Annotated in this window: 24 protein-coding genes and 1 riboswitch; of the genes, 19 read left to right on the top strand and 5 right to left on the bottom strand. The window is 39.9% G+C overall.

The window, feature by feature from the left end; translation table 11 throughout:
• Positions 1–106 precede the first annotated feature (106 nt).
• The 16 genes from AC4PL9_RS00120 (at position 107) to asnB (ending at position 16,338) form a co-directional block, all read left to right on the top strand.
• Positions 107–880 (top strand): DUF8457 domain-containing protein, encoded by a 774-nt coding sequence (locus tag AC4PL9_RS00120; protein WP_491602762.1) that lies wholly within the window; start codon positions 107–109, stop codon positions 878–880.
• Complete coding sequence (locus tag AC4PL9_RS00115; protein ID WP_491602761.1) at positions 873–2,114, top strand: M28 family metallopeptidase; 1,242 nt, start codon at positions 873–875, stop codon at positions 2,112–2,114. The genes AC4PL9_RS00120 and AC4PL9_RS00115 overlap by 8 nt, the downstream gene beginning before the upstream one ends.
• Before the next feature lie 65 nt (positions 2,115–2,179).
• Complete coding sequence (locus AC4PL9_RS00110; protein ID WP_491602760.1) at positions 2,180–3,580, top strand: MBL fold metallo-hydrolase RNA specificity domain-containing protein; 1,401 nt, start codon at positions 2,180–2,182, stop codon at positions 3,578–3,580.
• 73 nt (positions 3,581–3,653) lie between these two features.
• Entirely contained in the window at positions 3,654–4,238 is a 585-nt protein-coding gene (locus AC4PL9_RS00105) for a response regulator transcription factor (protein WP_491602759.1), read from the top strand.
• Between the two features lie 93 nt (positions 4,239–4,331).
• Complete coding sequence (locus AC4PL9_RS00100) at positions 4,332–5,573, top strand: T9SS type A sorting domain-containing protein (RefSeq protein WP_491602758.1); 1,242 nt, start codon at positions 4,332–4,334, stop codon at positions 5,571–5,573.
• Positions 5,573–6,460 (top strand): heme/hemin ABC transporter substrate-binding protein, encoded by an 888-nt coding sequence (locus tag AC4PL9_RS00095; protein WP_491602757.1) that lies wholly within the window; start codon positions 5,573–5,575, stop codon positions 6,458–6,460. Before AC4PL9_RS00100 ends, AC4PL9_RS00095 begins: the two co-directional genes overlap by 1 nt.
• On the top strand, positions 6,457–7,503 hold the full coding sequence (locus tag AC4PL9_RS00090; RefSeq protein WP_491602756.1) for a FecCD family ABC transporter permease: 1,047 nt from the start codon (positions 6,457–6,459) through the stop codon (positions 7,501–7,503). The genes AC4PL9_RS00095 and AC4PL9_RS00090 overlap by 4 nt, the downstream gene beginning before the upstream one ends.
• Positions 7,500–8,294, top strand: a complete 795-nt coding sequence (locus AC4PL9_RS00085) for an ABC transporter ATP-binding protein (protein ID WP_491602755.1) — start codon at positions 7,500–7,502, stop codon at positions 8,292–8,294. The genes AC4PL9_RS00090 and AC4PL9_RS00085 overlap by 4 nt, the downstream gene beginning before the upstream one ends.
• A 10-nt stretch (positions 8,295–8,304) precedes the next feature.
• The gene (locus AC4PL9_RS00080; protein ID WP_491602754.1) at positions 8,305–9,351 is read left to right on the top strand and encodes a hemin-degrading factor; all 1,047 of its coding nucleotides are present in this window, start codon (positions 8,305–8,307) and stop codon (positions 9,349–9,351) included.
• A 9-nt stretch (positions 9,352–9,360) separates the two neighbouring features.
• Positions 9,361–11,643 (top strand): TonB-dependent receptor plug domain-containing protein, encoded by a 2,283-nt coding sequence (locus AC4PL9_RS00075; protein WP_491602753.1) that lies wholly within the window; start codon positions 9,361–9,363, stop codon positions 11,641–11,643.
• A complete protein-coding gene (locus AC4PL9_RS00070) occupies positions 11,627–12,598 on the top strand; it encodes an HmuY family protein (protein WP_491602752.1) in 972 nt (323 codons plus the stop codon). Before AC4PL9_RS00075 ends, AC4PL9_RS00070 begins: the two co-directional genes overlap by 17 nt.
• A 29-nt stretch (positions 12,599–12,627) precedes the next feature.
• Positions 12,628–13,086 (top strand): TspO/MBR family protein, encoded by a 459-nt coding sequence (locus AC4PL9_RS00065; RefSeq protein WP_491602751.1) that lies wholly within the window; start codon positions 12,628–12,630, stop codon positions 13,084–13,086.
• Between the two features lie 78 nt (positions 13,087–13,164).
• Positions 13,165–13,611, top strand: coding sequence for a hypothetical protein (locus AC4PL9_RS00060; protein WP_491602750.1), 447 nt, complete (start codon positions 13,165–13,167; stop codon positions 13,609–13,611).
• Positions 13,612–13,614: 3 nt separating this feature from the next.
• A complete protein-coding gene (locus AC4PL9_RS00055) occupies positions 13,615–14,019 on the top strand; it encodes a TerB family tellurite resistance protein (protein WP_491602749.1) in 405 nt (134 codons plus the stop codon).
• A 5-nt stretch (positions 14,020–14,024) separates the two neighbouring features.
• Positions 14,025–14,378 (top strand): MmcQ/YjbR family DNA-binding protein, encoded by a 354-nt coding sequence (locus AC4PL9_RS00050; RefSeq protein ID WP_491602748.1) that lies wholly within the window; start codon positions 14,025–14,027, stop codon positions 14,376–14,378.
• Between the two features lie 46 nt (positions 14,379–14,424).
• Positions 14,425–16,338: an asparagine synthase (glutamine-hydrolyzing) gene (asnB, locus tag AC4PL9_RS00045; RefSeq protein WP_491602747.1), complete on the top strand. Its 1,914-nt coding sequence runs from the start codon at positions 14,425–14,427 to the stop codon at positions 16,336–16,338.
• Here asnB and AC4PL9_RS00040 read toward each other — a convergent pair.
• Positions 16,335–18,458 (bottom strand): endonuclease MutS2, encoded by a 2,124-nt coding sequence (locus tag AC4PL9_RS00040; protein WP_491602746.1) that lies wholly within the window; start codon positions 18,456–18,458, stop codon positions 16,335–16,337. The genes asnB and AC4PL9_RS00040 overlap by 4 nt on opposite strands.
• A 6-nt stretch (positions 18,459–18,464) precedes the next feature.
• The gene (locus AC4PL9_RS00035) at positions 18,465–19,454 is read right to left on the bottom strand and encodes a DUF4886 domain-containing protein (protein WP_491602745.1); all 990 of its coding nucleotides are present in this window, start codon (positions 19,452–19,454) and stop codon (positions 18,465–18,467) included.
• A gap of 146 nt (positions 19,455–19,600) precedes the next feature.
• Positions 19,601–19,785: riboswitch (cobalamin riboswitch) on the top strand.
• A gap of 117 nt (positions 19,786–19,902) precedes the next feature.
• Between AC4PL9_RS00035 and AC4PL9_RS00030 the strand changes: the two genes are divergently transcribed.
• Positions 19,903–21,627, top strand: a complete 1,725-nt coding sequence (locus tag AC4PL9_RS00030; RefSeq protein WP_491602744.1) for a T9SS type A sorting domain-containing protein — start codon at positions 19,903–19,905, stop codon at positions 21,625–21,627.
• A 329-nt stretch (positions 21,628–21,956) separates the two neighbouring features.
• Here the strand turns inward: AC4PL9_RS00030 and AC4PL9_RS00025 are convergent, their stop codons facing one another.
• Positions 21,957–22,523, bottom strand: coding sequence for a hypothetical protein (locus AC4PL9_RS00025; protein WP_491602743.1), 567 nt, complete (start codon positions 22,521–22,523; stop codon positions 21,957–21,959).
• 338 nt (positions 22,524–22,861) lie between these two features.
• Here AC4PL9_RS00025 and AC4PL9_RS00020 point away from each other — a divergent pair, with 338 nt between their 5' ends.
• Together AC4PL9_RS00020 and AC4PL9_RS00015 are read left to right on the top strand one after the other, a co-directional pair.
• On the top strand, positions 22,862–23,677 hold the full coding sequence (locus AC4PL9_RS00020; protein ID WP_491602742.1) for a hypothetical protein: 816 nt from the start codon (positions 22,862–22,864) through the stop codon (positions 23,675–23,677).
• A gap of 171 nt (positions 23,678–23,848) precedes the next feature.
• Entirely contained in the window at positions 23,849–24,235 is a 387-nt protein-coding gene (locus tag AC4PL9_RS00015; protein ID WP_491602741.1) for a hypothetical protein, read from the top strand.
• 109 nt (positions 24,236–24,344) lie between these two features.
• On the opposite strand, the gene AC4PL9_RS00010 is transcribed toward AC4PL9_RS00015, so the two are convergent.
• Both AC4PL9_RS00010 and AC4PL9_RS00005 read right to left on the bottom strand, forming a co-directional pair.
• Entirely contained in the window at positions 24,345–26,282 is a 1,938-nt protein-coding gene (locus AC4PL9_RS00010; RefSeq protein WP_491602740.1) for a T9SS type A sorting domain-containing protein, read from the bottom strand.
• Between the two features lie 91 nt (positions 26,283–26,373).
• Positions 26,374–26,724, bottom strand: a 351-nt coding sequence (locus AC4PL9_RS00005; RefSeq protein ID WP_491602739.1) for a hypothetical protein, incomplete at its 5' end; no start/stop codon positions are given.

The following is a 26,724-nucleotide window of genomic DNA, read 5'->3' as shown; positions in this document are numbered from 1 at the left end:
AATAAATCCCTAATTTGGTTAAAAAATTTGGTCTTTATACAATTCGGACCGAAATTTGCGTGTTATTAAATCAGGAACAAAAAACTAAAATACAAAAGTAGCGACAATGAGTGTATTTGGAAGCAATGAGGAGTTGGTTGATAAAATAAAAAGCCAGATCAGTACACTAAAGAGCTCTGCTCTCGAACCCAGAGAATTTGAAACTCTTTTGGAAAATACGCGAGAGTTGTATGAACGAATGCTCATATTACGTTATAAAGCATTTGAACAGCATACCGGCAAACAGGAAGAAAACCAAGCACCAATTGAACCGGAATCTTCTGCACCCGAACAGAAAGAGGTCGAAGAAGAGATCATTATTCCTCAGGTAGAAACTCCGGAAAAAGAAACAGAACCGTTTACTTTCTCTCTTTTCGAAGAAATCGAAGAGGAACAGACTAAAACAGAAAATACAGTTTCCGAAACTCCTGAAATCGAACCTGATTCTCAAGCAAAAGAACAGATAAGTAGGGACTCAAGGCAACCGGAGGCATTTCTTACAAATCAATCTCCTATCTCAGAATCCACAAAAGAGCCGGAATCTCTCCTTGAAAGACTCAGTGAACAAAGTAATTCCAATCGCCTTGCCGACAAATTAAAACTCACCCGAATTGATTCACTCGGCAGTACATTTACGCTTAACGACAGGATCCGTTTTTCACAAGGGTTATTTAGTGGAAACAATGAAGCATTCAGAAATGCAGTTCAGGAACTTGATAGTTGTGCCTCCCGTGACATTGCTATTGGTCTTCTCAAGAAATATGAAGCTGAATACAGCTGGGATATGGAAAGCAAGGATGTTGAACATTTTTACGAATTCGTAGAACGTTTATATGTATAAATTACTCCCACTACTACTTTTCTTTGTCTTTGTTGGCTATGGTCAGCAAATGGAAAAACGAGTGTTGGAAACACTTTGTTCCGAAGAACTGGGGGGAAGAGGTTATGTTGACGCTGGAGATAGTCTCGCGGCAGAATTTTTAGCCCGGGAATTTGAATCTTTAGGCTTACATCCTGTCGGCAAAAGCTTTTTTCAATCTTTCTCTTTTGATATAAACACCTTTCCCGGTACGCTTTCTGTTTCTATTAACGGCAAACCTCTGCAACCCGGAGTTGAATTTCTGATTGATCCTGCATCAGGAAGTGCTAAAGTCAGTTGCCAATCCAAACGATTTACCATACAGGAATTACTCTCCGGGGAATTAAAGGCTCACCTTGTTGATATTCGTGAGAAAAGACTGATCCCTGTGTTAGACCCATCCGGGGTTACCGATCGGGACACATTAGCAATGTTAAAACAAACAGCCATTGCTCTGGCTGATATCACACCTGTTGTCTTGTTATCGGATCACCTGAGTTGGTATCTGGCACAAAATCAGCTTCGAAACCCAGTTATTGAAATCAATACGACCAGCTACGAAGAAGGAAAAATTGAATTTGAAATCGAAGCAAGTTTCAAAAAGCATATTGCGCGAAATGTTATTGCTCAAATCCCTTCCAAAGGAAAAGCAAAACGAACTCTTGTTTTTACAGCTCATTATGATCACCTGGGGAAAATGGGACAAAAAACCTATTTTCCGGGAGCTAATGACAATGCATCGGGTACTACTATGCTACTTTCTATTGCCAGCCAACTCATAAAGAACAGGCAAGATAACACCCGTTACCTGTTTATTGCCTTTGCCGGAGAAGAAGTAGCTCTACTTGGTTCAAAGTATTTTGTTGAGCATCCTTTGATTAAGTTAAATACGATCGATTTTCTTATCAATCTGGATATATTAGGTGGTGCACAGGAAAATATTACCGTTGTCAATGGTAAAGAATTTCCTGATCAATTTAGCCTATTACAGGAAGCAAACATATCGGGAAAATATATTCCTGCTGTCAAAGCCCGCTCTTCATCTGCTAATAGTGATCACCATTGGTTCTATATAAATAATGTACCTTGTTTTTTCATCTACTCATCCGGTGATAACAAACATTATCATGTCCCTGAAGACAAAGCCGATCATATAGACATGAACTCTTTTATGAGCGTTCGTCAACTTCTTCTTGATTTTGTAAGCCGACTTTAAGTACAAGTGGTTACAGTTATTGTTCGTATATTTATATTTCATGTTTTAAACATCAAGGAACAGGAATGAAAGTAAAATTTGCGGGTGCAGCGAAAACAGTAACGGGAAGTAAACACATCATACAACTTTGGGATAATACCACCGTACTTTTAGATTATGGAATGTATCAGGGACTTGGAAAAGACACGTATTCTCTGAATGCAAGTGAGATTATCGATCCGAAAAAAGTAAATGCGCTAATCCTGTCGCATGCTCATATAGACCATTCCGGTCTGATTCCAAAATTTGTAAAAGACGGTTACGAAGGCAAAATATATTGTACACCTGCTACTTACGCATTATGTGAAATTATGCTTCGTGACAGTGCTTTCATTCAGGAGGCTGATGTGAGATACTCCAATAAAAGGAAAGGAAGAACCGGAAAAGAAGCCTATGAACCTCTCTACACATTAGCTGATGTAGATATTGCCCTCAATCAATTTGAAGTCATTGACACGCATGAAAAGTTTAACGTGGCCCCGGGAGTAGATGCCACTTTTATTCCCAATGGACATATTCTGGGCAGTGCTGCGGTTTATCTGGAAATAGATGAAATCAGTGAAAAATCAACGTTATTGTTTACAGGAGATATCGGACGTTTCAATACATCACTTATCAGGGATCCTGAATGTCCTCCTGCTGCAGATTATGTTATTTGCGAATCAACTTATGGTGATCGCTTACATAATCGTAGTGAGGATGCAGAGCAGGAATTGCTTGAAGCTGTTATCGATACACTCAAACGCAAACGGGGAAAACTTATCATTCCGGCATTTAGTCTGGGTAGAACACAGGAAATTGTATTTGCACTGAATAAACTTGACCTGTATGGACTTCTGCCGGATATTAAGATCTATGTAGACAGTCCCCTTGCGACAGATGCGACCAATATCACGCGCAACTTCAGCCATCTGCTTAACAGAGAAGTTCAACGGTTTGCAGCATCCAGGTCCGATGCATTCGGATTCCGAAAATTAACCTACATAAAACGTAAGGAAGACTCACAGGCGCTTAATTTCTCCAAAGAACCCTGCGTAATTATTTCTGCTTCGGGTATGGCGGACGCAGGAAGGGTAAAACACCATATATTTCACGGAATAGAAGATCCTTCGACAACACTTCTTTTTGTAGGATATGCAGAACCTATGTCGTTGGGCGGAAAACTTCAGCGAGGAGAAAAAGAAGTTACCATATTTGGAGAAACAAAAAAAGTAAAAGCAGAAATCCGGATGATCACTTCTCTCAGTGCGCATGGTGATTATAAAGAAATGATCCATTATTTATCCTATCAGCAACCGGATAAAATCAAAAAGCTGTTCCTGGTACACGGTGATTCTGATGCACAAACCTCCTTCAAAAAACACCTTGAAGAAACAGGTTTTTCCTCTATCTTCATTCCTGAGATGGGTGAAAGTTTCGAATTGTAAAATTACCCTAAAAAGGGTATTTCAAAATTGAAATAACACCCTGATATTTGTAATCATTCTAAATAAGGGTGAGATGAATATCGGAATATGCGTTGAAGACATTGTTATAGCGGGAGGAATAAAGCTTCTTCTCGACACCAATCCTTTGGCGGATAAGTATCCGGGAATCCCTCACATTTCGAGCCATATCTTATCTTCTGACAAAGCTGATTGCGATTTTGTGATTTGCTGCGAGAAGAATGCAGATCATCAATGTGTATCCATTGACCGCAAAAAACTGGTTTTACTTCTGGGAGATGAATCTGTAGAACAAATCCCACAACGGGTGAAAGAGAACTTTGGAGCGATTCTTCTTAAAAAGGAGTTACAATCCAATCTTATAGTAGCTGTTTATAACCTTTGGGAAGAAAACAGGTATTTCTCACCCGGAATTACTGTTTCTCTGATTGCTAATACCAATGCTCTATCTGCCGCTCTATCTGAACGCGAGTATCAAATAGCGCGACTTATTAATAAGGGGCTGAAATCCTCCGAAATAGCGGAGAAACTTTTCCTGAGTATTACAACTGTCGCGACTCACCGTAAAAACATCTTCAAAAAGCTGGATGTTCACTCCGCGGAACAACTCAGAGGCCTTTTTGAAAAAGAGGGTATGTAATATACCCTTTGTTTTACCCTTCTCTCCTCTTTTTCATGAGTTTTTACAGCACTACATTTGCACTGTTTAAATTTAGTCTAAATAAAAATTAACATGAAAAAATCAATATTCTCTCTCATTTTACTTGCATCAACGCAGGTAATGGCTCAACAAAATGAGTCCGTCAGCATGGGGGCAGGCTATGCCAATCATATCTGGTACAGTCTTGAAAACGGCGAGACAGCAACATCAGCTAAAGATAACTGGCACCTTGCATTTCAGGTAAGTCCTTACGGTGTTTCTATCCGAAATAACCGATCTGTAGATATGGAAGTATGGAAGTATCCCTCTCAGGGAACTGCAGATTGGGCAACTTTGGATACAACAGGGATGTCAGCTACATGGAGTGCTGTATATAACTCAGATTCAGATTGGGAGACCGGTGCATTCAACCAGCTTCCTTCAGGTAGTTACAGCTACGGATGGGGATCATACAATACCGTTAGTCACGCTGTAGAAGGAGATCAGTTGTATGTAATTAAATTACCGGATGACTCCTACAGAAAAGTATGGTTTGTAAGTCGCATTTCCGGCGAATACATATTCAAGATAGCTACACTCGATAATACAACAGATGTTGAAAAAACATTCTCCAACACATCCGGTGTAGCTGATAATGCATTGTTTGGATATTATGACATCATCAATGATCAGTTCGTGAACCGTGAGGCAGATGCATCCAACTGGGATTTTGTTTTCATGCAGTATAATGCAGAAATTTATGGTGCTTATGGAAACCAGCAAGTAGCAGGAGTTTTACAACACCCTGATGTAGAAGTTGCACGTGTTGATCTGGACAACCCCGGGGATTCTTATGATGCTTCTTCACTTGTATATGTAACTGAAGTAAATGCTATTGGTTATGACTGGAAATCTTTGAATTACCAAACTTACCAATGGGAGATTCCTGATACGATCCTGTACGTTATCAAAGCTCAAAACGGAGACTACTGGGAATTACAATTTACTGATTTCGGAGGGAATGCAAATGGGAACATCAGCTTCACGAAACGTAAAGTCGGTTCGGCTTCTATCGGAGAAAATGAAGAAGGTTTCTTCTCGATCTACCCTAACCCTGCATCCGGGTTTGTTACACTAACTCATGATAATTCCGAAGCATTTAACGTTTCCATCTATAGTACTTCCGGACAATTGAAAAAATCTGAGCACATCGAAGGAGGATCAGGGCTGAATACAACTACAATTTCCCTCGACGGGCTGGAAGCAGGAATCTATTTTGTGAATATTATAGCGAACAATCAAATACGTTACAATACTAAATTAATCGTCAGATAATGAAACTATTAAATACAGTATTAGTAGTTGCGATGAGTGCAGGAATATTTTATTCCTGCACTACGTCGTCTAAGGAAGAGCAAAAGACTCCACAGACTGAATCAGAAGAAATTACGGATCAGGGACCTCGTATCGTCTCTCTTCATGCTTCAGCTTCTGAAATCATTTCTGCACTAGGTTGTGAAGAAGACCTTGTGGGAACGGATATTACTTCTATTTATCCGGAAAGTGTAAAGAAGATCACTAAATTAGGTCATATCAGTGGTATTACCGCACAGGGAATTCTCTCTCTTAAACCAACATTAGTAGTTGTTCATAAAGACGAACTTTCCTCACAACTTGAGAAACAACTTCAGGAAGTTGGTGTTCAAATTGAAAAAATCGAACAAAACTATACACCTGAAGGAACGGTACGGTTAATTTCTTCTTTGGGTGAAACACTTAACCGAAAGCAGGAAGCTGAAGAGTTGATTGCAGCATTCAATAAGGAAATGGATGACCTGACAGTTACTCCTTCCAGTAAAAAAGTAGTTTTCATCTACGCTCGCGGTGCAGGAACACTTATGGTCGCGGGAAAAGGTACTCCCATGGATGCATTGATTCAATTGGCCGGTGCCCAAAATCCATGTTCAGATTTTAAGGATTTTAAACCACTCACCTCAGAATCGCTGGTAAAAGCGAATCCTGATGTGTTGTTCTTTTTTACTTCGGGAATTGAAAGCATGGGAGGACTGGAAAGTTTATCTCAAATTCCGGGATACAACCTTATCAACGCCGGAAAGAAAGGGCATGTTATCTCTATGGAAGGTTCACTCGTAAGTTCTTTTGGTCCCCGATTACCAAAAGCAATCCTTGAATTAAGTAACAAACTATCCGCTGTTCAATGACAGGAAAACGATCAAATAGTATTTGGTACGTATCACTCGCTGTGATTTGGTTCGTTATTCTTTGGTTCGGATTAACATCCGGGTCATTCGAAATCGGATCCGGTGACTTATGGAATATCCTTCAGTATAAGCTTGGTTTTGCAGAGCTGAAACTTGACAACCTGAGTGTATCGGTCCTGACCCAGATTCGTATTCCACGGGTTATTCTGGCGGCAATTGTCGGGGCATCCCTTTCCATTGCAGGAGCAGGATTACAGGGGTTATTCCGTAACCCGTTAGCTGATCCGGGACTTATCGGGGTATCAACAGGGGCTTCAGCATTTGCCGCATTTGCAATTGTACTGGGTATTCCTGCACTATTTTCGGTATCCTGGTTAAACATGTTTGCTCTGAATGTATTTACCTTTATCGGAGCACTCGTAGTTATGTTCCTTGCGATCATGATTGCCCACTCCAGAGGTAATACGTTACTGACAACTTTGCTGCTTACCGGGATCGCGCTTAATGCGCTGGGAGCATCAGTAACCGGATTGTTGACATTCCTTTCCGAAGATGAACAATTACGCAATATCTCTTTCTGGATGCTCGGAAGTCTCGGGGGAGCCAATTGGACAACAACGCTGGTTCTGGCCATCATTAATGTTCCGGTCATTATTCTGCTGCTTACCCGCGGAAAAGTACTGAATGCGCTTTCTTTAGGAGAGGAAAACGCCGGTTATCTGGGAGTAAATGTGCGAAGAGAAAAATCCATCATTATTATTCTCAGCTCACTTCTGGTAAGTACATGTGTCAGTCTGACAGGAGTTATAGGTTTCGTCGGGTTGGTCGTACCGCATGTAATACGGCTCTTAAAAGGAGGTGACAATAAATTTATTTTGTTCAACTCCATTATTGTTGGTTCAGGATTTCTGATTCTGGCAGACACGATAAGCCGAACGATAATTATTCCACAGGAATTGCCTATTGGTATCATTACCTCTCTGGCAGGAGCTCCAGTATTCCTTTATATCATCATTAAAAACAAACAAAAAGCGGGGGTATGATTCGTTTAGACAACATATCATTACAGCTTAACAGAAAAACACTGCTTCAGGATATTTCTACTTCCTTTATGCCAGGAGAACACACGGTTATCCTTGGTCCAAACGGAGCCGGAAAGTCTACTTTACTAAGAGTTGCTGCACTTGGAATACAACCTACTAGCGGAAGCATCAGTTATCCGGAAGTAGATATTTCATCACAGGCTCAACTTTCAAAAGTACGCACATTCCTGACGCAGCAAAGTATGTTCAACAGCGAACTGACCGTCCGGGAACTGGTTTTCATGGGTCGTTATCCTTATTATCACCGTACGCCCGACGCAACAGATATCGAAATTGTTGAGAATGCCTTACAACGGTTTAGTATTAAACATCTATCCGAACAAAAACTTCAGTTTCTTTCGGGAGGAGAATTGCAACGCACACACCTTGCCCGTGTATATGTACAACTTTTCACTGATGAGCAGATCAGTTCTATCCGCAACAAATTCCTGTTCATGGATGAACCTGTAAATAATCTGGATATAAAACACCAGGAAGAACTCATTACACTGGCAACAGAACTTACTGAAAATGGAGTTGGTGTCGTTAGTGTTCTTCACGATATTAATATGGCACTTCATACCGCCGACAAATTAATTCTACTCAAAAAAGGCTTACTCACGTGGGAATTAACCCCAACAGAGATTACCGAAAATATTCTGGAAGATCTTTATGAACTTCCTTTTGAACAAACAGGAGATCTGATCTTTTCACCTAAAAGAATCCGGTCAAAAATTTATCAACTTTTGTAAATATTAAAAAATGGAAACACAGCAAATCAGTTTGAAAGAGCGTTGGAATGCGCTACAGCAAACAAATCCACACCTAAGAATTCGCAATGCTGCAAATGAGCTAGGAGTAAGTGAGGCAGAGCTTCTTGCTACGAGGTCCGGAGAGGGAGTTACGCGTCTTCGTCCCGAATTCAAAGAATTACTCTCACAAGTTGAGACACTTGGCTATGCAAATGCCATCACAAGAAACGACAGTATTGTACACGAAAGAAAAGGAGTGTATCAGAACTTCACATGGTCTCCCCACGCAGCACTTTTCGTTGGAGAAGACATTGACAACCGTTTGTTTCCTTCTTGCTGGAGAAGTGCTTTCTCTGTGACAGAAGGTGAAGGAGATAAAATCCGGAGAAGTATTCAATTGTTTGACAACCAGGGAACAGCTGTACACAAAATTTACCTGACATCCCAATCAGATGTAGCTGCTTTTGAAAAAATAACTGCTGATTTTAAAAGTGAAAATCAGGAGCAAACAGAAGTAGTAGATGCTTTCAAAAAACCGGTTCATCCAGCTGAGACACGTGATGCAGAACCTGATTATGAGCAGTTCAAACAGGAGTGGATCGATCTTAAGGACACACACAATTTCTTCGGAATGATCAACCGTCATAAGCTACATCGTATCGAGGCCCTTGAAAATGCTCCTTCTGCTCATTTCGCAAAAAAAGAAGGAAATGACATTCTTCGCAAAGCACTTGTTTCTGCCAGTCAGTCAGAACTTCCTATTATGGTATTTGTAGGAAACAGAGGTGCAATAGGTATTCATACAGGTCCGGTTAAAAAAATTGTCGATCACAACGAATGGCTTAACGTTCTTGATCCTGAGTTTAATCTCCATATCAAAGAGCAGGATATCGACCAGTCATGGGTAGTTCGAAAACCTACTGAAGACGGAGAGGTTACTTCTATTGAATGTTTTGACAAAGACGGAGAGCTAATCATCACCCTCTTCGGAAAACGCAAACCGGGAATTCCTGAAATGGAGGAATGGAGACAGCTGGTTGCTTCTATTCAAAATTAATCCCTTGAAATGATAAAACAGGCTTTCATATACTTTTCATTACTTGTTACCGGGAGTGTTTATTCCCAACATGTGGATATGCATATTATAGGGCTTCCGGATTCTGTTGAGGTTCCGGGAGCTCGTGTGCATATCCTTGACAGCAACGGAGAAGTGGTTTACCGGACTTCTTCCAACTTCCAGGGAATCGCACGTATTCAGGGAGTGAGCCTTTCCTCAGTAACACGGATGGAAATAAGCAGTATGGGCTACAAAACAATAGTGCAGGAGATGAAAGGACAATCATCATTTCCTGCACGTATTCTATTACAACCTGAACATAAAGTACTTAATCAGGTTGTGGTTACCGCTTCACACGGAGCGTCTAATCAAAAAGAATCTGCCTACTCTTCTAAAATTATTACTGCAGAAAAAATCAGTGCCATGGGTGCTGTTTCGTTGAATGACGTACTTACGAACGAAGTAAATATTCAATTGCAACAAGACAATGTTCTGGGTACAGGTATTAAACTTCAGGGAACCGGAGGTCAAAATGTGAAAATTCTGATAGACGGAGTACCTGTTATCGGACGACTGGACGGAAATATCGACCTGAGTCAGATTAACCTGAGCAATGTGGAACGAATAGAAATTATTGAAGGTCCGCTTTCCGTGAACTATGGAAGTGATGCTTTGGCCGGAACCATTAATATTATCACCAAAAAGACCGTAAAAGCCTCCTGGCAAATTGAAGGTCAAACCTTTTATGAAAGTGTAGGACAATATAACGCCGATTTGCGAATTGGAAAGCGGTTCGGGCATCATATGGTTGCCGTCCGTGGAGGAAGGTACTTTTTTGATGGTTGGTCTCCCGATGATAAATTCTGGGCTTACCCTCATAAAACTCCTGCCGACACAACACGTACCCACTTGTGGAATCCCAAAGAACAGTATTTCGGAGGTCTCGATTACAGATATATCCGAAACAACTGGAGCCTCCGTATTAACTACGAAGGATATTTTGAAAAAATGACAAACCGGGGAGCTCCTCAGAAACCTTATCTCAATCGGGCTTTTGATGATGAATATCTTACCAATCGTCATACCGTTTCAGGAAACTTATCTATCAAACCTTCTGTAAACTGGACAGGAAATATTCTTCTTTCCGGAGCTTTCTATGAAAGAAATAAAAATACGTATTTGACGGATCTTACCAATTTGGAAAGAGAATGGTTGAATAATCCGCAGATGCAGGATACAACAGGTTACAAACAAGTGATGAGCCGCGGGAATTTCATCCGCAAAAAAGACTCTTCCACGGTAAGTCTGGAAATTGGTTATGAAGCTTCTTTAGAAGCTATGCAGGGAAAACGTATTGAAGCAAGCCAACAGAGTATGTTTTATGCAGATCTGTTCAGTACTCTGGAATGGCGACCTATCAAACAAATCCTTGTAAAACCGGGAGTGCGATATGGTTATAACTCAGCATACGCCACTATTCCTATTCCTTCCATTCACACCAAGTTCACCCTTCAAAGCTGGACACTTCGCGCCTCCTATGCCCGTGGTTTCAGAGCTCCGAGTATAAAAGAGTTATATTTTGAATTCATAGATATCAATCACAATATCATAGGAAACGCCGATCTAAAAGCCGAACAATCCAATAATTTCCAGCTGAACATTTCAAAAGGGTTTCAGTTTAAAAAACGGGAACTGGATCTCGAACTGAAAACCTTCTATAACGATATCAGGAACCAAATCACACTTCAGGTTACCGAAGGAACGATGGAATACAGTTACTTCAATCTGGCGCGTTCACAAACAACCGGTGTAAATTTCTCAGTAGAATACGGTGGCGATAATGTACGTGCTTCTTTGGGAGGTTCTCTTCTTGCTTACAAAATTGAAAGCCCGGAATATGTTTATCCTGAATTCCTGATGTATCCCGAAGCACGTGCATCTATACAATACAACTGGAAGTTGACAGGGCTTTCGTTTGGTTTATTTTACAAATACAACGGAAGACAACCCAGTTACTTCATTGATGCAGAAGGTACTACTTCACTGGGACAAACGGAGGACTATCACATGATGGATATCTCCGTAAGCAGAAGTTTTATAAAAAAACAACTGACTGTGAGTTTAGGGTTAAAAAACTTGTTTGACGTCAAACAGGTTAACCGCACCGGAGGAACCGGTACCGCACACGCAAGTGCTGTTTCTGCCAACAATATTGCACGGGGTAGAAGTGTCTTCCTGAGCTTACGCTATAATTTCCAAATTAACAGCAAGAAAAATGGAACTACGAACTAATTACTTGTTACATCTCTTTTTGATTTTCTCCGGTATTTTTCTTTCCTCATGTTTGAAAGAGTATCCGGTTCCTGTATCCGGAAACAGTGCGATAAGTGAAACTGTTACAGTAGAAATGGGAGAAACCTATAAAAATCAGATTTATTATGATCTGGAAGAAAATGTCATTGTGGATATTAAAGACAAAGATGCCTGGGATGTAGCTTTAACCTGTTCGGATACATCCCATCATTTATTGTTAAACAGTGCTAAAATAATGGGAGCTGTTCATCTGGAAAATGCCACACTTCAAAGTAGTGTTTCAACATCAGGGCACGAATGGGAATATGAATCCCCGGAAGGATATTATGCTCAAAGCCCCTTGTATAACTGGGATACCAAAGGCGGAATCTACCTTGTTGATGCCGGACTGAATTATTTGGGACAACATCAGGGATATTATAAAATGCAGGCTGAACTCGTTGAAAACGGTGTTAGAATTCGTTGGATGAAAACCGGAGAAACAGAAGAACACGAATTTATACTGCAAAAGGATCCTGCCTATAACTCAGTTGGTTTAAGTTTTATTCATTCCGGTTTTGTTGAAACAGAGCCGCCTGCGGATTCGTGGGATCTGAAATTCAGTGTATATACTCACATCTTTGAAGGGCACATGCCTTATTCTGTCGTTGGCGCACTGGTAAACCCCAATAAATCATTTGCTTTAAAAACAGAAAATCCGTTTTCTGAAACCGACTTTAACACATTGCAGGGTGTAACATTAAAAAGTGAACTGAATACAATAGGATACGACTGGAAAGAATTCAATTTTGACCAGAGTCTTTATGAGGTATATTCACACTTCACCTACTTGATCCGAACCCGGAATGAAATGGCATTTAAATTGCGGTTTGTTGACTTCTATAGTCCTGATGGTATTAAAGGTTATCCGACTTTTGAGCTGGAAAGTTTGTAAGTCATCCGTATTCTGAGTAAATTCCGTTTATGGGAAAAGTTACTCAATTTATAATTTCGGTAGGAGGTACTTTACTTCTGGGGAGTTTACCTTCTGTTTTTACCTTTGATTCTATTGACACGTGGTATGCAGGGCTTGCCAAACCTGTTTTCACACCTCCTAACTGGTTATTTGGGCCGGCGTGGACGATACTTTTCATCCTAATGGGTACTGCTCATTACCTTGTGTGGTCAAGACATGGAATAAAGGCTACCTGGAGCTTTTACCCCCAAATGGTGTTGAATATGCTGTGGACCTTCCTGTTCTTCGGTTTACAGGCTCCCTTTCCCGCATTACTTGAAATACTTCTTCTCATTTTCGCTATTAGTATTATGCTACTTTCCTTCGGTCGTAAAGAAAAGAGTACCCGATGGCTTTTAGCTCCGTATCTTCTGTGGGTTCTATTTGCAACGGCATTAAATACCAGTATCTGGTTACTAAACCGCTGACACACGATGCTCAGTCCGCAATTTTTCGTAGGTTTGGGCAGTAAATGTAATTAGTAACCCTTTTAATGTAACGATTCTATGTTCGGAGCCTTTGGTATTTTAATCATCCTTTTTATACTTGCGATTAGTATTCTTGTAGCTGTTCTATACTTGTTGACACTGAGCAATACCCTCAAAGAAGTTTCTCCCGAAAATCGACTTGTCCCCTATAACAATGTATGGCTCATGTTTATTCCACTGTTTAATGTTTTTTATGCTTTCTATCTCTACCCCAAACTATGTGATTCTATCAAAACTGAATTTGAAGCCAGAGGAATAGAAGAAAAAGGCGATTATGGGAAAACAATCGGACTGATTCTGGCCAGTACAAATATTATTGCATTTATTCCGAAGGTCCAAGACTATATCCAACTTGTATCTTTAGTTCTCTTAATTGTTTTCTGGGTAAAAATATCCGGATATAAAAACAAGCTCATCAATACACCAAAGGGGATTGACATGATTGGAAAGGATTTAGACGACTAAAATATGGAAGAAAAGAAAAAAGAGCAGTTGGGCTTATTAGCCCAGTTAGTAAAACTCGCCAACGCCGATCACGAGATAAAAGAAATCGAATTTCAGTTTATTATGTCTATTGCTGCACAGATGGGCGTAACTCCGGAGGAATTCAGATCAATTTTTGATACGTATGCTGAACATACTCCACCTAAACTGGAAGGGGATCGCATCGTACAATTTCATAGGCTGGTTTTGTTAATGAATGTTGATACTGAAATCACACAGGAAGAGTTAACAAAAATCCGTAAAATGGGAATGATGATGGGGTTAAACACTCAGGCTATTGAGACCGTACTGAACGAAATGCACCAATACCCGAACAAAGTTGTTCCACCGGATCGTCTGATCGAAATTTTCTCGCTTTACCATAACTAACAACTATGGATGTAGAAACGCTTCGCAACTATTGTCTAAGCAAACCCCATGTCGAGGAATCTTTTCCTTTCGACGAGAATACACTTGTTTTTAAAATTGGGGGGAAGCTATTTGCCCTGATCTCATTAAAAAATAATTCCTCTGTGAACCTGAAGTGTGATCCTGAAAAAGCTATTGAGCTTCGGGAAGCCTATCACGCAGTGCAACCGGGATACCACATGAATAAAAAACATTGGAATACGGTTCACTTTCATGAAGATCTGGAAGATAAAATCATCTTTGAACTAATCGATCATTCTTACGAGTTAATTGTAAAAGGATTGCCAAAAAAAGTACGCACAGAGTTACATTTAACATAACTATCTGTCTGCGTGCGGATGTGCATTTTTCTTACCTTTACCCCCTATGTGCGGAATAGCAGGATACATTGATTTTAACTGTCAGTCTGACCCGGTCATTCTTGACAAGATGACGGATAGTCTTATTCACAGAGGCCCTGACGGTAGAGGAACAGAACGATTTACTACAGATTCTGCAACTATTGGTTTGGGGCATCGTCGCCTGGCCATTATTGATCTTTCCGAGCACGGTAAACAACCAATGCGATTTCAGGAGTGGTGGATTTGTTTCAATGGAGAAATATACAACTATGCAGAAATAAAAGCCGAACTGGTAGTACTTGGTCATACTTTTCGAAGTAACTCGGATACGGAAATGATTCTTCACGCCTACGCTCAGTGGGGAGAACAATGTGTTTCGAAGTTTATCGGGATGTTCGCGTTTGTTATTATCAACCTAGAAAAACAGAGTGTGTTTTGCGCACGCGACCGGGCAGGTGTAAAACCCTTTTTCTATTATTTTCATGAGGGGTTGTTTCTGTTTGCCTCTGAGTTAAAGGCTTTTCATGCACATCCTCAGTTCAGGAAAAAAATTAATCCGTCAGCTGTTCAGGCGTTTCTGCAATACGGAAATGTTCCGACACCTCACTGTATTTTCCAGAATGCTAATAAATTATCTCCCGGTCATACGTTAACTTTCAGCTATAGCGTACAACCGGAACGACTTCCTGCTCCCGTTCAGTACTGGAATGTCTACGATGCTTACAACCAGCCCAAACAGAATATTTCTTTTGACGAAGCAAAAACGGAAACGGAAAAAATCATGCAATCCGCTTTTAATTACAGAATGGTTGCCGATGTTCCCGTAGGTATATTCTTAAGTGGCGGGTATGACAGCACCTCGGTTACTGCCCTGTTACAGAAAGACCGGACAGAAAAACTAAAAACATTTACGATTGGTGTTCCCGATATTGGTCTCAATGAAGCTCCTTATGCCAAAGATATTGCAGCTCACCTCGGAACAGATCATACAGAAATCAATTGTACGCAAAAAGAGGCGCTTGAATTCATTCACGATCTGCCTTTTTATTACGATGAACCTTACGCAGACAGCAGTGCTATTCCTACTATGCTCGTCAGTAAAATGGCCCGAAAAGAAGTAACAGTTGCCTTGAGCGCTGACGCAGGAGATGAAATTTTTGCGGGATATAACCGATATGACTACCTGATGCGTTATGGAAAAAAACTGGAAAAGATTCCTTCTCTGGCACGCAAAACTATTGCGGGTCTGATGGACATTATTCCTGCCAATTCTCTTCCGATCGTTCGGAATAAATACAATTTTCACAACCGCTACGAGAAACTGAAAGGATTATTACGCAATCCGTCCTCAGAGAATATTATGCTTAGTCTGAGTCAACAGTTTACAGACCAACAGGTAGGGAATTTTTTTGGTAAAGCTCCTGAATTGGCAGAAACGTGGTACTCCAGTAAAGAGTTGCAAGCTGAGTTTTTCAGTCCTTTGACCTATATGATGGCTATTGACTACCAAACGTACCTACTCGATGATATTCTGCAAAAAGTAGACCGGGCAACGATGTCCGCCAGTCTCGAAGGACGTGAACCTTTTCTTGATCACCGGATTATTGAATGGGCGGCTACTTTACCAGATGCTTATAAATACAAAGACGGTGAGAAGAAATTCATACTGAAAGAAATTGTTCATCAATACGTCCCAAAAGCACTGCTGGACCGTCCGAAAATGGGATTTGCTATTCCATTGGCACATTGGCTGGTAAATGATCTGCGTGAAATCGTCGAAGAGCACATCAATCAGGAACGGATTACCTCTGACGGAATATTAAACTGGAAAGAAGTCCGGCAAATTAAGGACAAGTTTTATTCCGGAAAAAAAGAATACGATGTGAAGCTTTGGTACCTGCTGATGTTCCAGATGTGGATGAAAAAATGGAACGCTTAACGTACTACCACCAAACGGTTACGGGGCACTTTAACACGCATCACCCCAAATGCTACTAGCACTTCGCTTTCACCAATTTCTATAACAGAACCCACTTCTTTATTGGTTTCGATCTTCACCCTTGAGCCAATAACAAGCGGAATTTCCTGCTCTTTTGCCTTTGCCTTACGCGGTTTACGGAATGTCTTAGCCGCCAGTTCAGCTTCTTTTTTCAGACGTTCAGCTTCCTGAATTTCCAGAATTTTCGTTTTCTCAACCGCTAGGTAATGAACCACCTCATCCAGTAAAGGCTTGTTGATGTTTTTTGTGTTTTTACCTACTTTAAAGCGATCAATAAAACTCCTCATCTTTTTTCCAAGTCCGAGGTATTTATTATTCTTTTCAATCAACTCAGCCTGTGAGCGGAGTCTTTCCTGGTATTTCTCTTTACTTTCTTCAAATTTCTGTTTTGCCTGTCTCGCTTCTTTTTCCGCTTTTATGCTCTCATTATTCAGTCGCTCATACTGACCTTTTTCTTTCTGAAGTGCCGAAATCATTTTGTCCATCTGTACTTTCTTATCGTCCAGTCGTGACTTTGCATCCTCGATCAGCTCTGACGGGATTCCGTTGATCTGTGCAACCTCAAAAGTAAAGGAACTTCCCGGCTGCCCGGTTGACAACTGGAATAACGGCTCCAGCGTTCTGGTATCAAAAAGCATACAACCGTTCACTGCGTTTCTCAACTGTGCGGCTTTAAGCTTGATATTATTGTAGTGGGTCGTAATCACCCCAAAACTCTTTTTGTTGTATAAGGTCTCAAAAAAGACTTCTGCCAGTGCTCCTCCTAACTCGGGATCAGATCCCGTACCAAATTCATCCAGCAACAGCAGGGTTCTTTTATTGGCTACTTCAAGAAAGTGCTTCATTCGTTTCAATCGGTAGCTATACGTACTTAACTGGTTTACAATAGACTGGTTATCTCCAATATCAGTAAGTACCTCCTGAAAAAAGCTCATTCGCGAATTCGGGTGAACCGGAATCAACAAGCCGGATTGAAACATAACCTGCAGTAGTCCGACCGTTTTCAAGGTTATACTTTTTCCTCCTGCATTTGGCCCTGAAATTACCAGCATACGACTAAACCGATCCATTTCCAACGACTGCGGAATTGTTTTCATGCGGGTAGCCTGATTGGACTGGAACAAAAGCGGATGATACGCATCAATAAGCTCTATACGCTGGTCATCAGCAAAACCGGGTAAGTTAGCATCCAAAGACAAGGCGTGCCGGGCTTTGGCATTGATAAAATCGAATCGCACCAGTACTTTTTGATAATTCTCAATCAATTCGACGTGCTCTGAAATCTCCGCCGTGAGCACTTTCAGAATCCGGAAAATCTCTTTGCGTTCATCATCAATCAACATTTCCAGTTCATTGTTTAACGGAACGTTGATATGTGGTTCTATATACGTTAGACCTCCTGTTTTCGATGATCCCAAGACAATTCCCGGGATCTCCCGTTTGTGGGAACTGATAATTGCAAGAACACGACGTTCGCTGAGGAACCCTTCTTTTGTATCACTCAGAATTCCCATTTTCGAAAGCCGGCGAACTTCTTTATCAAAATTTTTATTGATTTTATTCCGCACACTGGCGATTTCCTGACGAATACGCGCCAATTCAGGGGAAGCATCATCTTTTACTTTCCCTCTTTTATCAAAAACTTTGTCTATTGCATTGGTTATGTCTCTCGTAAAGTGAACGATCTTAAGTAAATGACTGAGGTACGGATAATCCTCCTCGCGTTTATTGAAAAAGTAAATCAGGTCGTTCACCAACATCGAGGCTCTGTATATACGTACAAAACCTTCCTGTTGTATTACCGAGTTTTTAATCTTCAGCAGTTTTATTTCTGCCTGCAATTCATCAAATTCAATATGCGGGAACGTCTCTCCTCTTCGTTTAACCTGCGTCAGCTCTTCTGCACAATACAATTCCTGCCGACACCTGTTCTCACTTTGAAGAGGGACAAGTTCCAACATACGTTTTCGGGCAGTTTTACTGATACACAACTCCGAAAGCTGTTCCCGGATCAGGTTAAATTCAAGGTCTTTTATCGTTTGTTCATCAAAAAACTGCATACGGAATCAGTCAATTTGTATTTCGCGGGCAATAATCCGTTCCTCACAACCCGCCGTGACGATCTGTCGAACCAGATATTTTCCCTTTTTATACTTTACTTCGGGGTTTGGTTCTCTGGAAACACTTCCGTTACCCAGATCCCACTCAACAGTCACGGCATTTTCAGCCCTGTTCAAAAAGTTCACTTTTTCTCCTTTTATTACAACATCAAAGCCACCTCTCAAAGGGGAGTTGTTATAGATAATCCGCCACATATTCGGATTGTTCAAGACCACCTGCGAAGCCATTAGCTGAAGGATTTCGGCAGAATACACATCTGATGATCCGGTATACGTGGAACCGTAAGGCGATTCACCAAAGATTGTTGCATAAAATGTCGCTGCCGCAAGATACGATCCGAGGGGATTTGGGTGAAAGTTATCCGGGTCATACAAATCCAGTCCCGGATAATTCTTACGCACCTGTTTCCATACTTCTCCTACGGGTGCAATACGTGCATTCAGAATGTCAGCAAAACGAAAATAGGTGCTTTGAATGCGCTCCTGCATAGATTCATAGGTATTGATTTCTTTCCACTGGCTGTTCCCGTTCTTATAGCCCCATGTCATATACAGGATAAGCTCTGTACATTCGTTATTCGCATGAATACTATCCACCAACTGTTTGGCATACGGTAAACTGATCTTATCCACCTTACTTTCCGGTTGTGCCGGTGTATTGCTCAATTCCTGTAGTACGACGTAATCCCACTTTTTCTTTTTGATTGTCTCATAGGTTTCTGCACGACCTGCGTGGTACTCCAGTGATTTCCCACCTTCCGTAATCCGCTCCACATGAAGCAGTTTATCCTTGGAAACTGCGATTCCCTGAACCATATCCGGCATATTATTCATAAACGTAAAACTGTTTCCGATAAATAATACATTGAGTGTGTCTCTTCCGGAAACAGCAGACACAAATAACAGGGAAACAAACAGGAACAGGATGTTCTTCATAGTACTCACTAAATTTTACTACAAAATTAAGCTACATTTTATCAATGTAACCATCAACTGTGAAAAATGCTCAAAAATTATGCCTGAAATTTTATGGTGGATATACTCTACCTGTAGATGTATGGCTATATTTGCAGCGCGTTCTTTGCCCCTTTTTTTGATCGGATGTACCAAGTACAACAGGGAATCGTGTGAGATTCACGAACTGTCGCGCAACTGTATGTAACCGTAAGGTAGTAACAATAAGAGTCACTTTTTGTCAGGGACAATTGGGAAGGCTGATACTACTGTGTTACAAGTCAGGATACCTGTTCCGGTCGGTAAGACATTGCTTTCGCGGTATAGAGCATAAGGTCAAAGTATATCCCTACTGAGGGGTATTTCCTCCTTTCTGTGTATCCGATTGTCGTTGTCTTTAAACACGAATAATTAGTAACAAACACAGAATATGAAAAATAAGTTTACTTCTTTTTTAGCCTGCCTTTTGGCGGTTACCACTTTCGGACAGATTACCTATGAACTGGAAATTGTAGCGGAAGGAAATTTCGGATCTCCGACCGGAGATGTTTTTGTAAGAAACACGACTGTTTCCCCGGCGACCAATTCGGGAGGACGGTACCAGGAAGCGAATTCCACCACCGGATTTGATGTATTACAGGACTATAAAATTACCGGATCGAAAGCTATTTTCATTGAAAAGCCCGCTGGAACCGGACGCATTGTCATAACGGATCACCCATCGTTTACCGAGTTGCACACCTTCACTACGTCGAATGCGCCACAATCCATTGGAGTGGTCAGTAACACAAAAGCGTATGTGAGTTATGGAAACCCGGGAGATCTGGTACTGGTAGACCTTGTCAACTACACCCTTACCCCGGTTACAGACCCGTCGGATTATGTTTCTTCTTATTCCAATCACATGGTATATGCAGCCGGGCACTTGTATGCAGCTATCGGGAGCAATCTGATCAAGGTAGATACACTTACCAACACAGCTGTAGAGCAGATCGCTACCGGATTACAGGGAATCAACGGTCTTGTTGTCAATGACGATGAGAGCAAGTTGTGGGTAATGGATAATACGAATCTGGTATCAATTGACTTGCAAAACGGAGGAGCTATCAATGCACCGGTTACAGTGGGCACCTCATCTTCATCGAATGTACGCTACTATGATGAAAACATCTATTACTGGTCCGGAACCAGTTTGTATATCTACAATATTGCGGCTCCTGAATTGCCCCTTACGAGTGTATACACCAGTTCATTACCAGGTAACGCGTGGTCTTTCGGATATGGAAAATCCTTTGCCATTGATCCGGCAACAGGAGATTTCGTAATTGCAACAGCAAACAATTATACGGCACCGGGTTATTTCGAAGTCGTAAACGGAACCGATTTTTCTATTATCGAATCCGACAATATGCCCGGATGTGCCATCCCGAACAATTGTGTACTGAAAACATATCACACGCCAACTGCTCCTCCCACACCAACTGTTGATCCGCTTCCTCTTATCACGGCAGAATGTAGTGTAACACTTGATGCTCCTACCGCGACAGGTGAAGGAGGTACTGTAACCGGTACAACAACAGATCCTGTAGAATATTCGGAACAGGGTACTTATACGGTTACGTGGACCTATACAGATGAAAACGGTTCCAGCACGCAGACACAAACTGTGGAAATAAACGATGTGACCAACCCGGTTCCTTCTGTACAGCCGATCAGTGTTTCGTGTAATGAGACGGTTGCTACTCCGGAAGCGGTTGACAATTGTGCCGGGACAATCTCCGGAACAACAACAGATCCTGTGTCGTATACAGAAACCGGGGTGTATACCATTACCTGGTCATTTGATGATGGAAACGGAAATACGGTAACACAAGATCAGGAAGTAACTGTGAATTGTCTGGCAGCACTACCGGAACAGGAAGAACTTTCGATCACGGCGTATCCGAATCCAACCCGTTCTGTTGTTTATATCTCCACCAATCAATCCCATGTATCTGTTCAACTCGTTGATGCTTTGGGGAAAGTCGTTTCCAATGCGGGCCTTATTTACAATGGTAAAAAGCAGCTTGATCTTTCGCATCTGGAATCAGGAGTTTACTTTATTTCACTTAGCAGCCCAACAGAAACACGGGTGATTCGCATGATAAAAGAATAAACAAGATCGGTACGAATTGTATTGAAAAAGGAGGTTATCAGATAACCTCCTTTTTTGTTATTTACGCTGCAAGTAAATCTTTATGAAGGTATAAACCAATACGGCTATTCCCATTCCAAACGGGACCAGTATATTGAACCAATATATCTCTCCGTTTTTCTGGTAAATCCCCTCAGAATATAGTTTAAACACCCCAACTAAAGTAAGCAATATACCAATCCCTAAATACCTTTTATTTTCTACTGTCATAAACGGTTTGTTTTATTTTTCAAACGAAATCAGAGAACCGTTTTCTCCACTCGCGTTTTTTCATACACCCCTAATAACGATTAAACCGGGAGTTTTTTAAGCTCAGAGAAAAAATCTATCTCTTTTACCGGAGATCCTGATATGTTTCCTTTTGCATTGCTTTCCGAATTCGGGAGATAAATCCCGAAATTTTTATTTGTCCTGAATACTCCGATAAGATTCTCGTATGATTCTTCATCGACCCTGACTATATAATCTTTCTCCGGTGAATCCCTGTGCTCACAAAATCCATACGTTTGTCCCTCGTTTACCGCGTCACAAATCGAAAGAAGTGCGTGATACTCCCCAAAACTAACATCCTCTACCGTAATACGTATCCAGCCATCGTAGGAATAATCTGCCTCCCATTTTTCTACCGGACTTATTTCAGCAATTGTTTTCAGAATGTCTTCAGGACTGTTTTTCTTTATATAAATCGTCTTTTTGTACCGTCCTATATCAACCGGAATCCAATTTCGATCCGAATCAGGTGAAGGAGGAACAATATAATGATGTGATTTTTTCTTTAACAATCTACTCCCCGGACCAAATCTAAAATAGATCAACGCCAGAATAACCACAAATGAAATAACCGTTTTGGGTTCCATGTATTGTTTTTAATTGCTAACTGCTACCGTTTTTCGCCGAAAATAAAAAAGCTTAGTAGAATGACGATGCTTTCTGTGGAGAAATAACAGAACTTTAGTGCCAATTGGTCTATTTTATCTGGAATTGGAAAACAGATTTTTTAGACCCACAATAAAAGGAAGAAAAAAGTAAAACGGTTTTTTTATTTACTTATTTTTCTATTTTTGAGCGTATTAAGACAACACACATACAACTAAAAACCAATTTTATGGCATATATAGCAGTGCTATTTTAGGGAAAGTTCGATAGGGTAATGGAGAAAATTAGCCTGATATAATTAACTTGAAATCAGTAATTTATGCAAAAATTAAAAGATGAATTTCCTAAAATTCTTGCTGAACGAAAGAATCTTAGAAAAAAAATAAACTCTACACAGCATTCTATTCAGAGAATAAAAAATAAAATAATAATTAGTAGAATTTTTATCTATGGTTTTTTTTCTAATAAACTTTCACAACAATTGGTGGATTTACAAAAAGAAGAAATAAACATAAGAAAAGAGTTGAGTGAAACAAAAATAGCACTCAAATATAATCTCGATGAGAATGACAAATCGAAATCACTTATAACTGATTTACAAAATAAATTTAAAGAATTATCGAAATCTGAAAAGATCTGGGATATAACAAATTCACAAGAAGTTACAGAAAATAAATCCTCTGCTACTACTTCAATAAAGAGAATTCCAACTAAGATTGAAATGTCTGATTTTGAGTTAATAAAATGTGATATAAAGGGGCTTCTTTTCAAAAATAAGAATGGAAGAAACATAATTTTCTATCCGAGTTTTATGATTTCATGGGAGCATTCGGATAACTATGAAATCTATTTTAATTCTGAAATAAAAGTTGAATTCAGAATCTCCAATTTTTTAGAGGAAGAAACAATTCCTTCTGACTCAGAAGTCATAGGTGAAACTTGGAGAAAAGTAAATAAGGATGGTAGTCCTGATAAGAGATTCAAAGGCAATTATAAGATTCCAATTGTTAAATATGCAGAAATCACATACCACTTTGGAAACTCTACGGAAACATTTCAATTTAGTAATTATACGAAAGCTTTGGAATTTTCGGAAGATCACCATATTATTCTGACTCATTTACAATCCAAATAAAATAAGTTGGTAAAAGATATTCACAGATCTAAAAAGTAAAAACTACCATGACCTAACGTTGGTTTATAAGAATTTGAAGAACATAATAAAAAAGAGAATTATCAATTGAGATTATTTCCAATCCATATATTACTAAAAGACCTTTCATTTATGATGATATATTTCATCATTATGAAGTATAATCTCACAGGGGAAACCTACCTTCCTGATACCATCAGAAATTTTCCCGGAGCACCAAGAATGACGTTTTTAGACATGATAACTGCATCATGTTTCTACAATTTACTCCCCTTATTAGTTAGTTTCTTAAGTTATTACCCGATAGTCTGGGTTTTTAGAAAACTATTGTCAAATACAAAAAAACTGAGACTCATTATGACTGGAATAACACTATCCGTTACAACCCCAGTAGTTTATCTTTGGGCTAGTGGCTGGAAACATAATGATTATTATCAAATAAATGCAGAAACAATAGCAATGCTATTAACATTCATAATTTCTGTAACAATCTATTGGTCGTTCAATAAGAACGAACAAAAACCCTATAAAACACTGTAAAAATGGTCTATATTCAACATCTGTGACATTTTCCATTGCCAATGAAAAGAAATTCAAACTACATAAACCAACAAGGATATTTACACAAATACTACTAATCCCCAAGGTATCAATTTTTGAGTAGTTTCTCCATATACACACCATTATTCGTACGTATCATTAGGGTATATACTCCCTTGCTTAAAGAAGCAACCGAAACCGGAATTTGATGTTCCCCCTCAGGAAGCCCTATTTCTTCTGTTTTAGAAATCAACTTTCCCGAAACATCAACTATGTCGATTGATACTGTAGATTGTTGAGTTAGCGTAAGGCTAAGGTTTATTACTTCAGAACCTGGATTAGGATAAAGTTGTATTTTTTTCGTTGTGAGTTCGTTTTCATCGATTGAAATAGTTGTCATTGTCAACAACCGTATGACCGGGGCAAACGTCATATTCTGATAATAATCGTCCGGGGCTGTATAAAACCAACTTGTTACATTTTTACCTATTACACTTTTAAAAGGTAATAAGCCAGAAAGTTGTATAGGAGCAAATGTACTTCCTGAGTTGCAAATAAACACGACGGCCCGATCTCCGGTATTCAAATAAGACGGGTTAAGAGAATTATTAGATGGAACTAAATTTATATGTGTCCCTAAATCTTCAAATTGAATTTCATATTCTTCTGATGAAGACAAGAACTCTAAAGAGCTACCATCATACCTGTAAATTTCAGCATAAATTGAACTTCCCTGTATTTGCTGAAATTCTTCTTGAGAGAGTTTTGAAATCCCAACACTAATCCCATCAAAAAACAAAGTATTCGCAAAAAACAATTCAAATACCATACCCAAACAAGCACCTGAATTATCTTCGCCATCAAATTCATAAAAAGCCCCTGTCAAGCTTTCATCGGAACCATCATAAAAATCCCGGGTGTTAAAGCGATTTGTGTTATAAGTAGAAAAATATTCAAAAGGAATATTTAATGTATCATTCCATGTGTTTTCCAACTGCTCCATTGTTTCCAGTTCAAAGTGAAAATTGTATTGTTCATCAACAAGGAATTCGTAGATATCTATTCCATTTGTTCCCTCTATAGTAAGGGTGTCTATCTCATGAGGTTGTACTAAAACACTTTGCGGGCTGACTCTCTCTATACCGTTAGAAGAGATTATCTTAAGGCTTACTTCTATCGGCGCAGAGCCTTCATTTTTTACAATTGCACCAAAATTAATAAAGGTGTTCGGATGAAAGATTCGGTCTTCTGACAACTTTGTATAGGAAATACGGTTATCACCAATGCTAGTGAAAGCTTGTACTAATTTTAAATCATACTCAAACCCTTCACGAATTTTCACATCATCAATAAACCATCCATACGATTTTCCGTTTACTACATCATCAGTATTATAATCAACCGTAAACCGGAACATAACCTGAGAAGGATTGTCCGAAATAGCAGTAGTAATGTTGTACTGTCTTAGCATAGATGCCGGATAGGGTACACCACCGTCATACGTAAGTCTGAAAATATCATCATTTGTACCCACGACTTTCCAGGTAACTCCTAAATCTGTTGATACTTCTACAAGTTGTTGATCATAGTACCGTGCACCGTATTGTTCAAATTCAATAATTACGTTATTTAGTGCAGACAGGTCAAAAATAGAGTCAAAAGTTAGGTGAAATGTATTGTTTATGTGGGAGGCATTCGTTGGATCTCCATTTGTAAACAAGGCGTAATTTCCTCCACTTGTAGAAGCGGTCCATGCATCAAAATACCAGGTTCCTTCACCTGAAGTGATCGTAAAGGTATTATCCGGGTTCATTTCTGCAGGTCCTGTAGCTATCCAATTCGTTAGGGATGAGAAATTTGCGGTCCATACAATGTTTCCTAATGTCCCCGACTGACCATTTTGAACAGGAAACAACATTGCCCGTCTATTTCCTTCATCCATAGGTTGTGTAACCATCGAACGTGGAGTAGCATCAAAATTCTGAGAAAATACAGACGTGGAGATCAATAGGAAAATAAAACCGATTAGTACGTAGGCATATTTCATTTTCTGGATGAATTAATCTTTAATAATCTGAAAGTTACGAAAAAAGATTATGGCAAAACCCTGTTAGGTAACAAAACTAAAACAGGCAAACTCAATTGACCACTGATTTTCTGAATTTAAAATTATACTTTACCGAACACCCTACCCAGGGGGATAAACGGCTACTTTTTCGCTCTTTATAAATGGAGTAGCGATAGATGAGGTAACCACTAATTGAAAAATGGAATCTATTGTTTCTTGTCCTGTAAAACATTCCCAAAGAACCGGAAGGCATTACAATAACGACCGGAGGTAAGTCTGCGTAAGGCAAATAGTTTGACTTACCAGTTGACAGTATAGGATTGATACCGGCTGCGAACGCCAAACTAATACGTGGTCCGAATCTAGTTCCATATTCGTAAAAAGGAGAAAGACTGAATGTATAGTTAGGATATGATTTTCC

The organism is Wandonia sp., from assembly GCF_984588085.1.
Note: the sequence above shows the minus strand (reverse complement) of the source record. Positions and strands in the feature narration are given on the sequence as shown.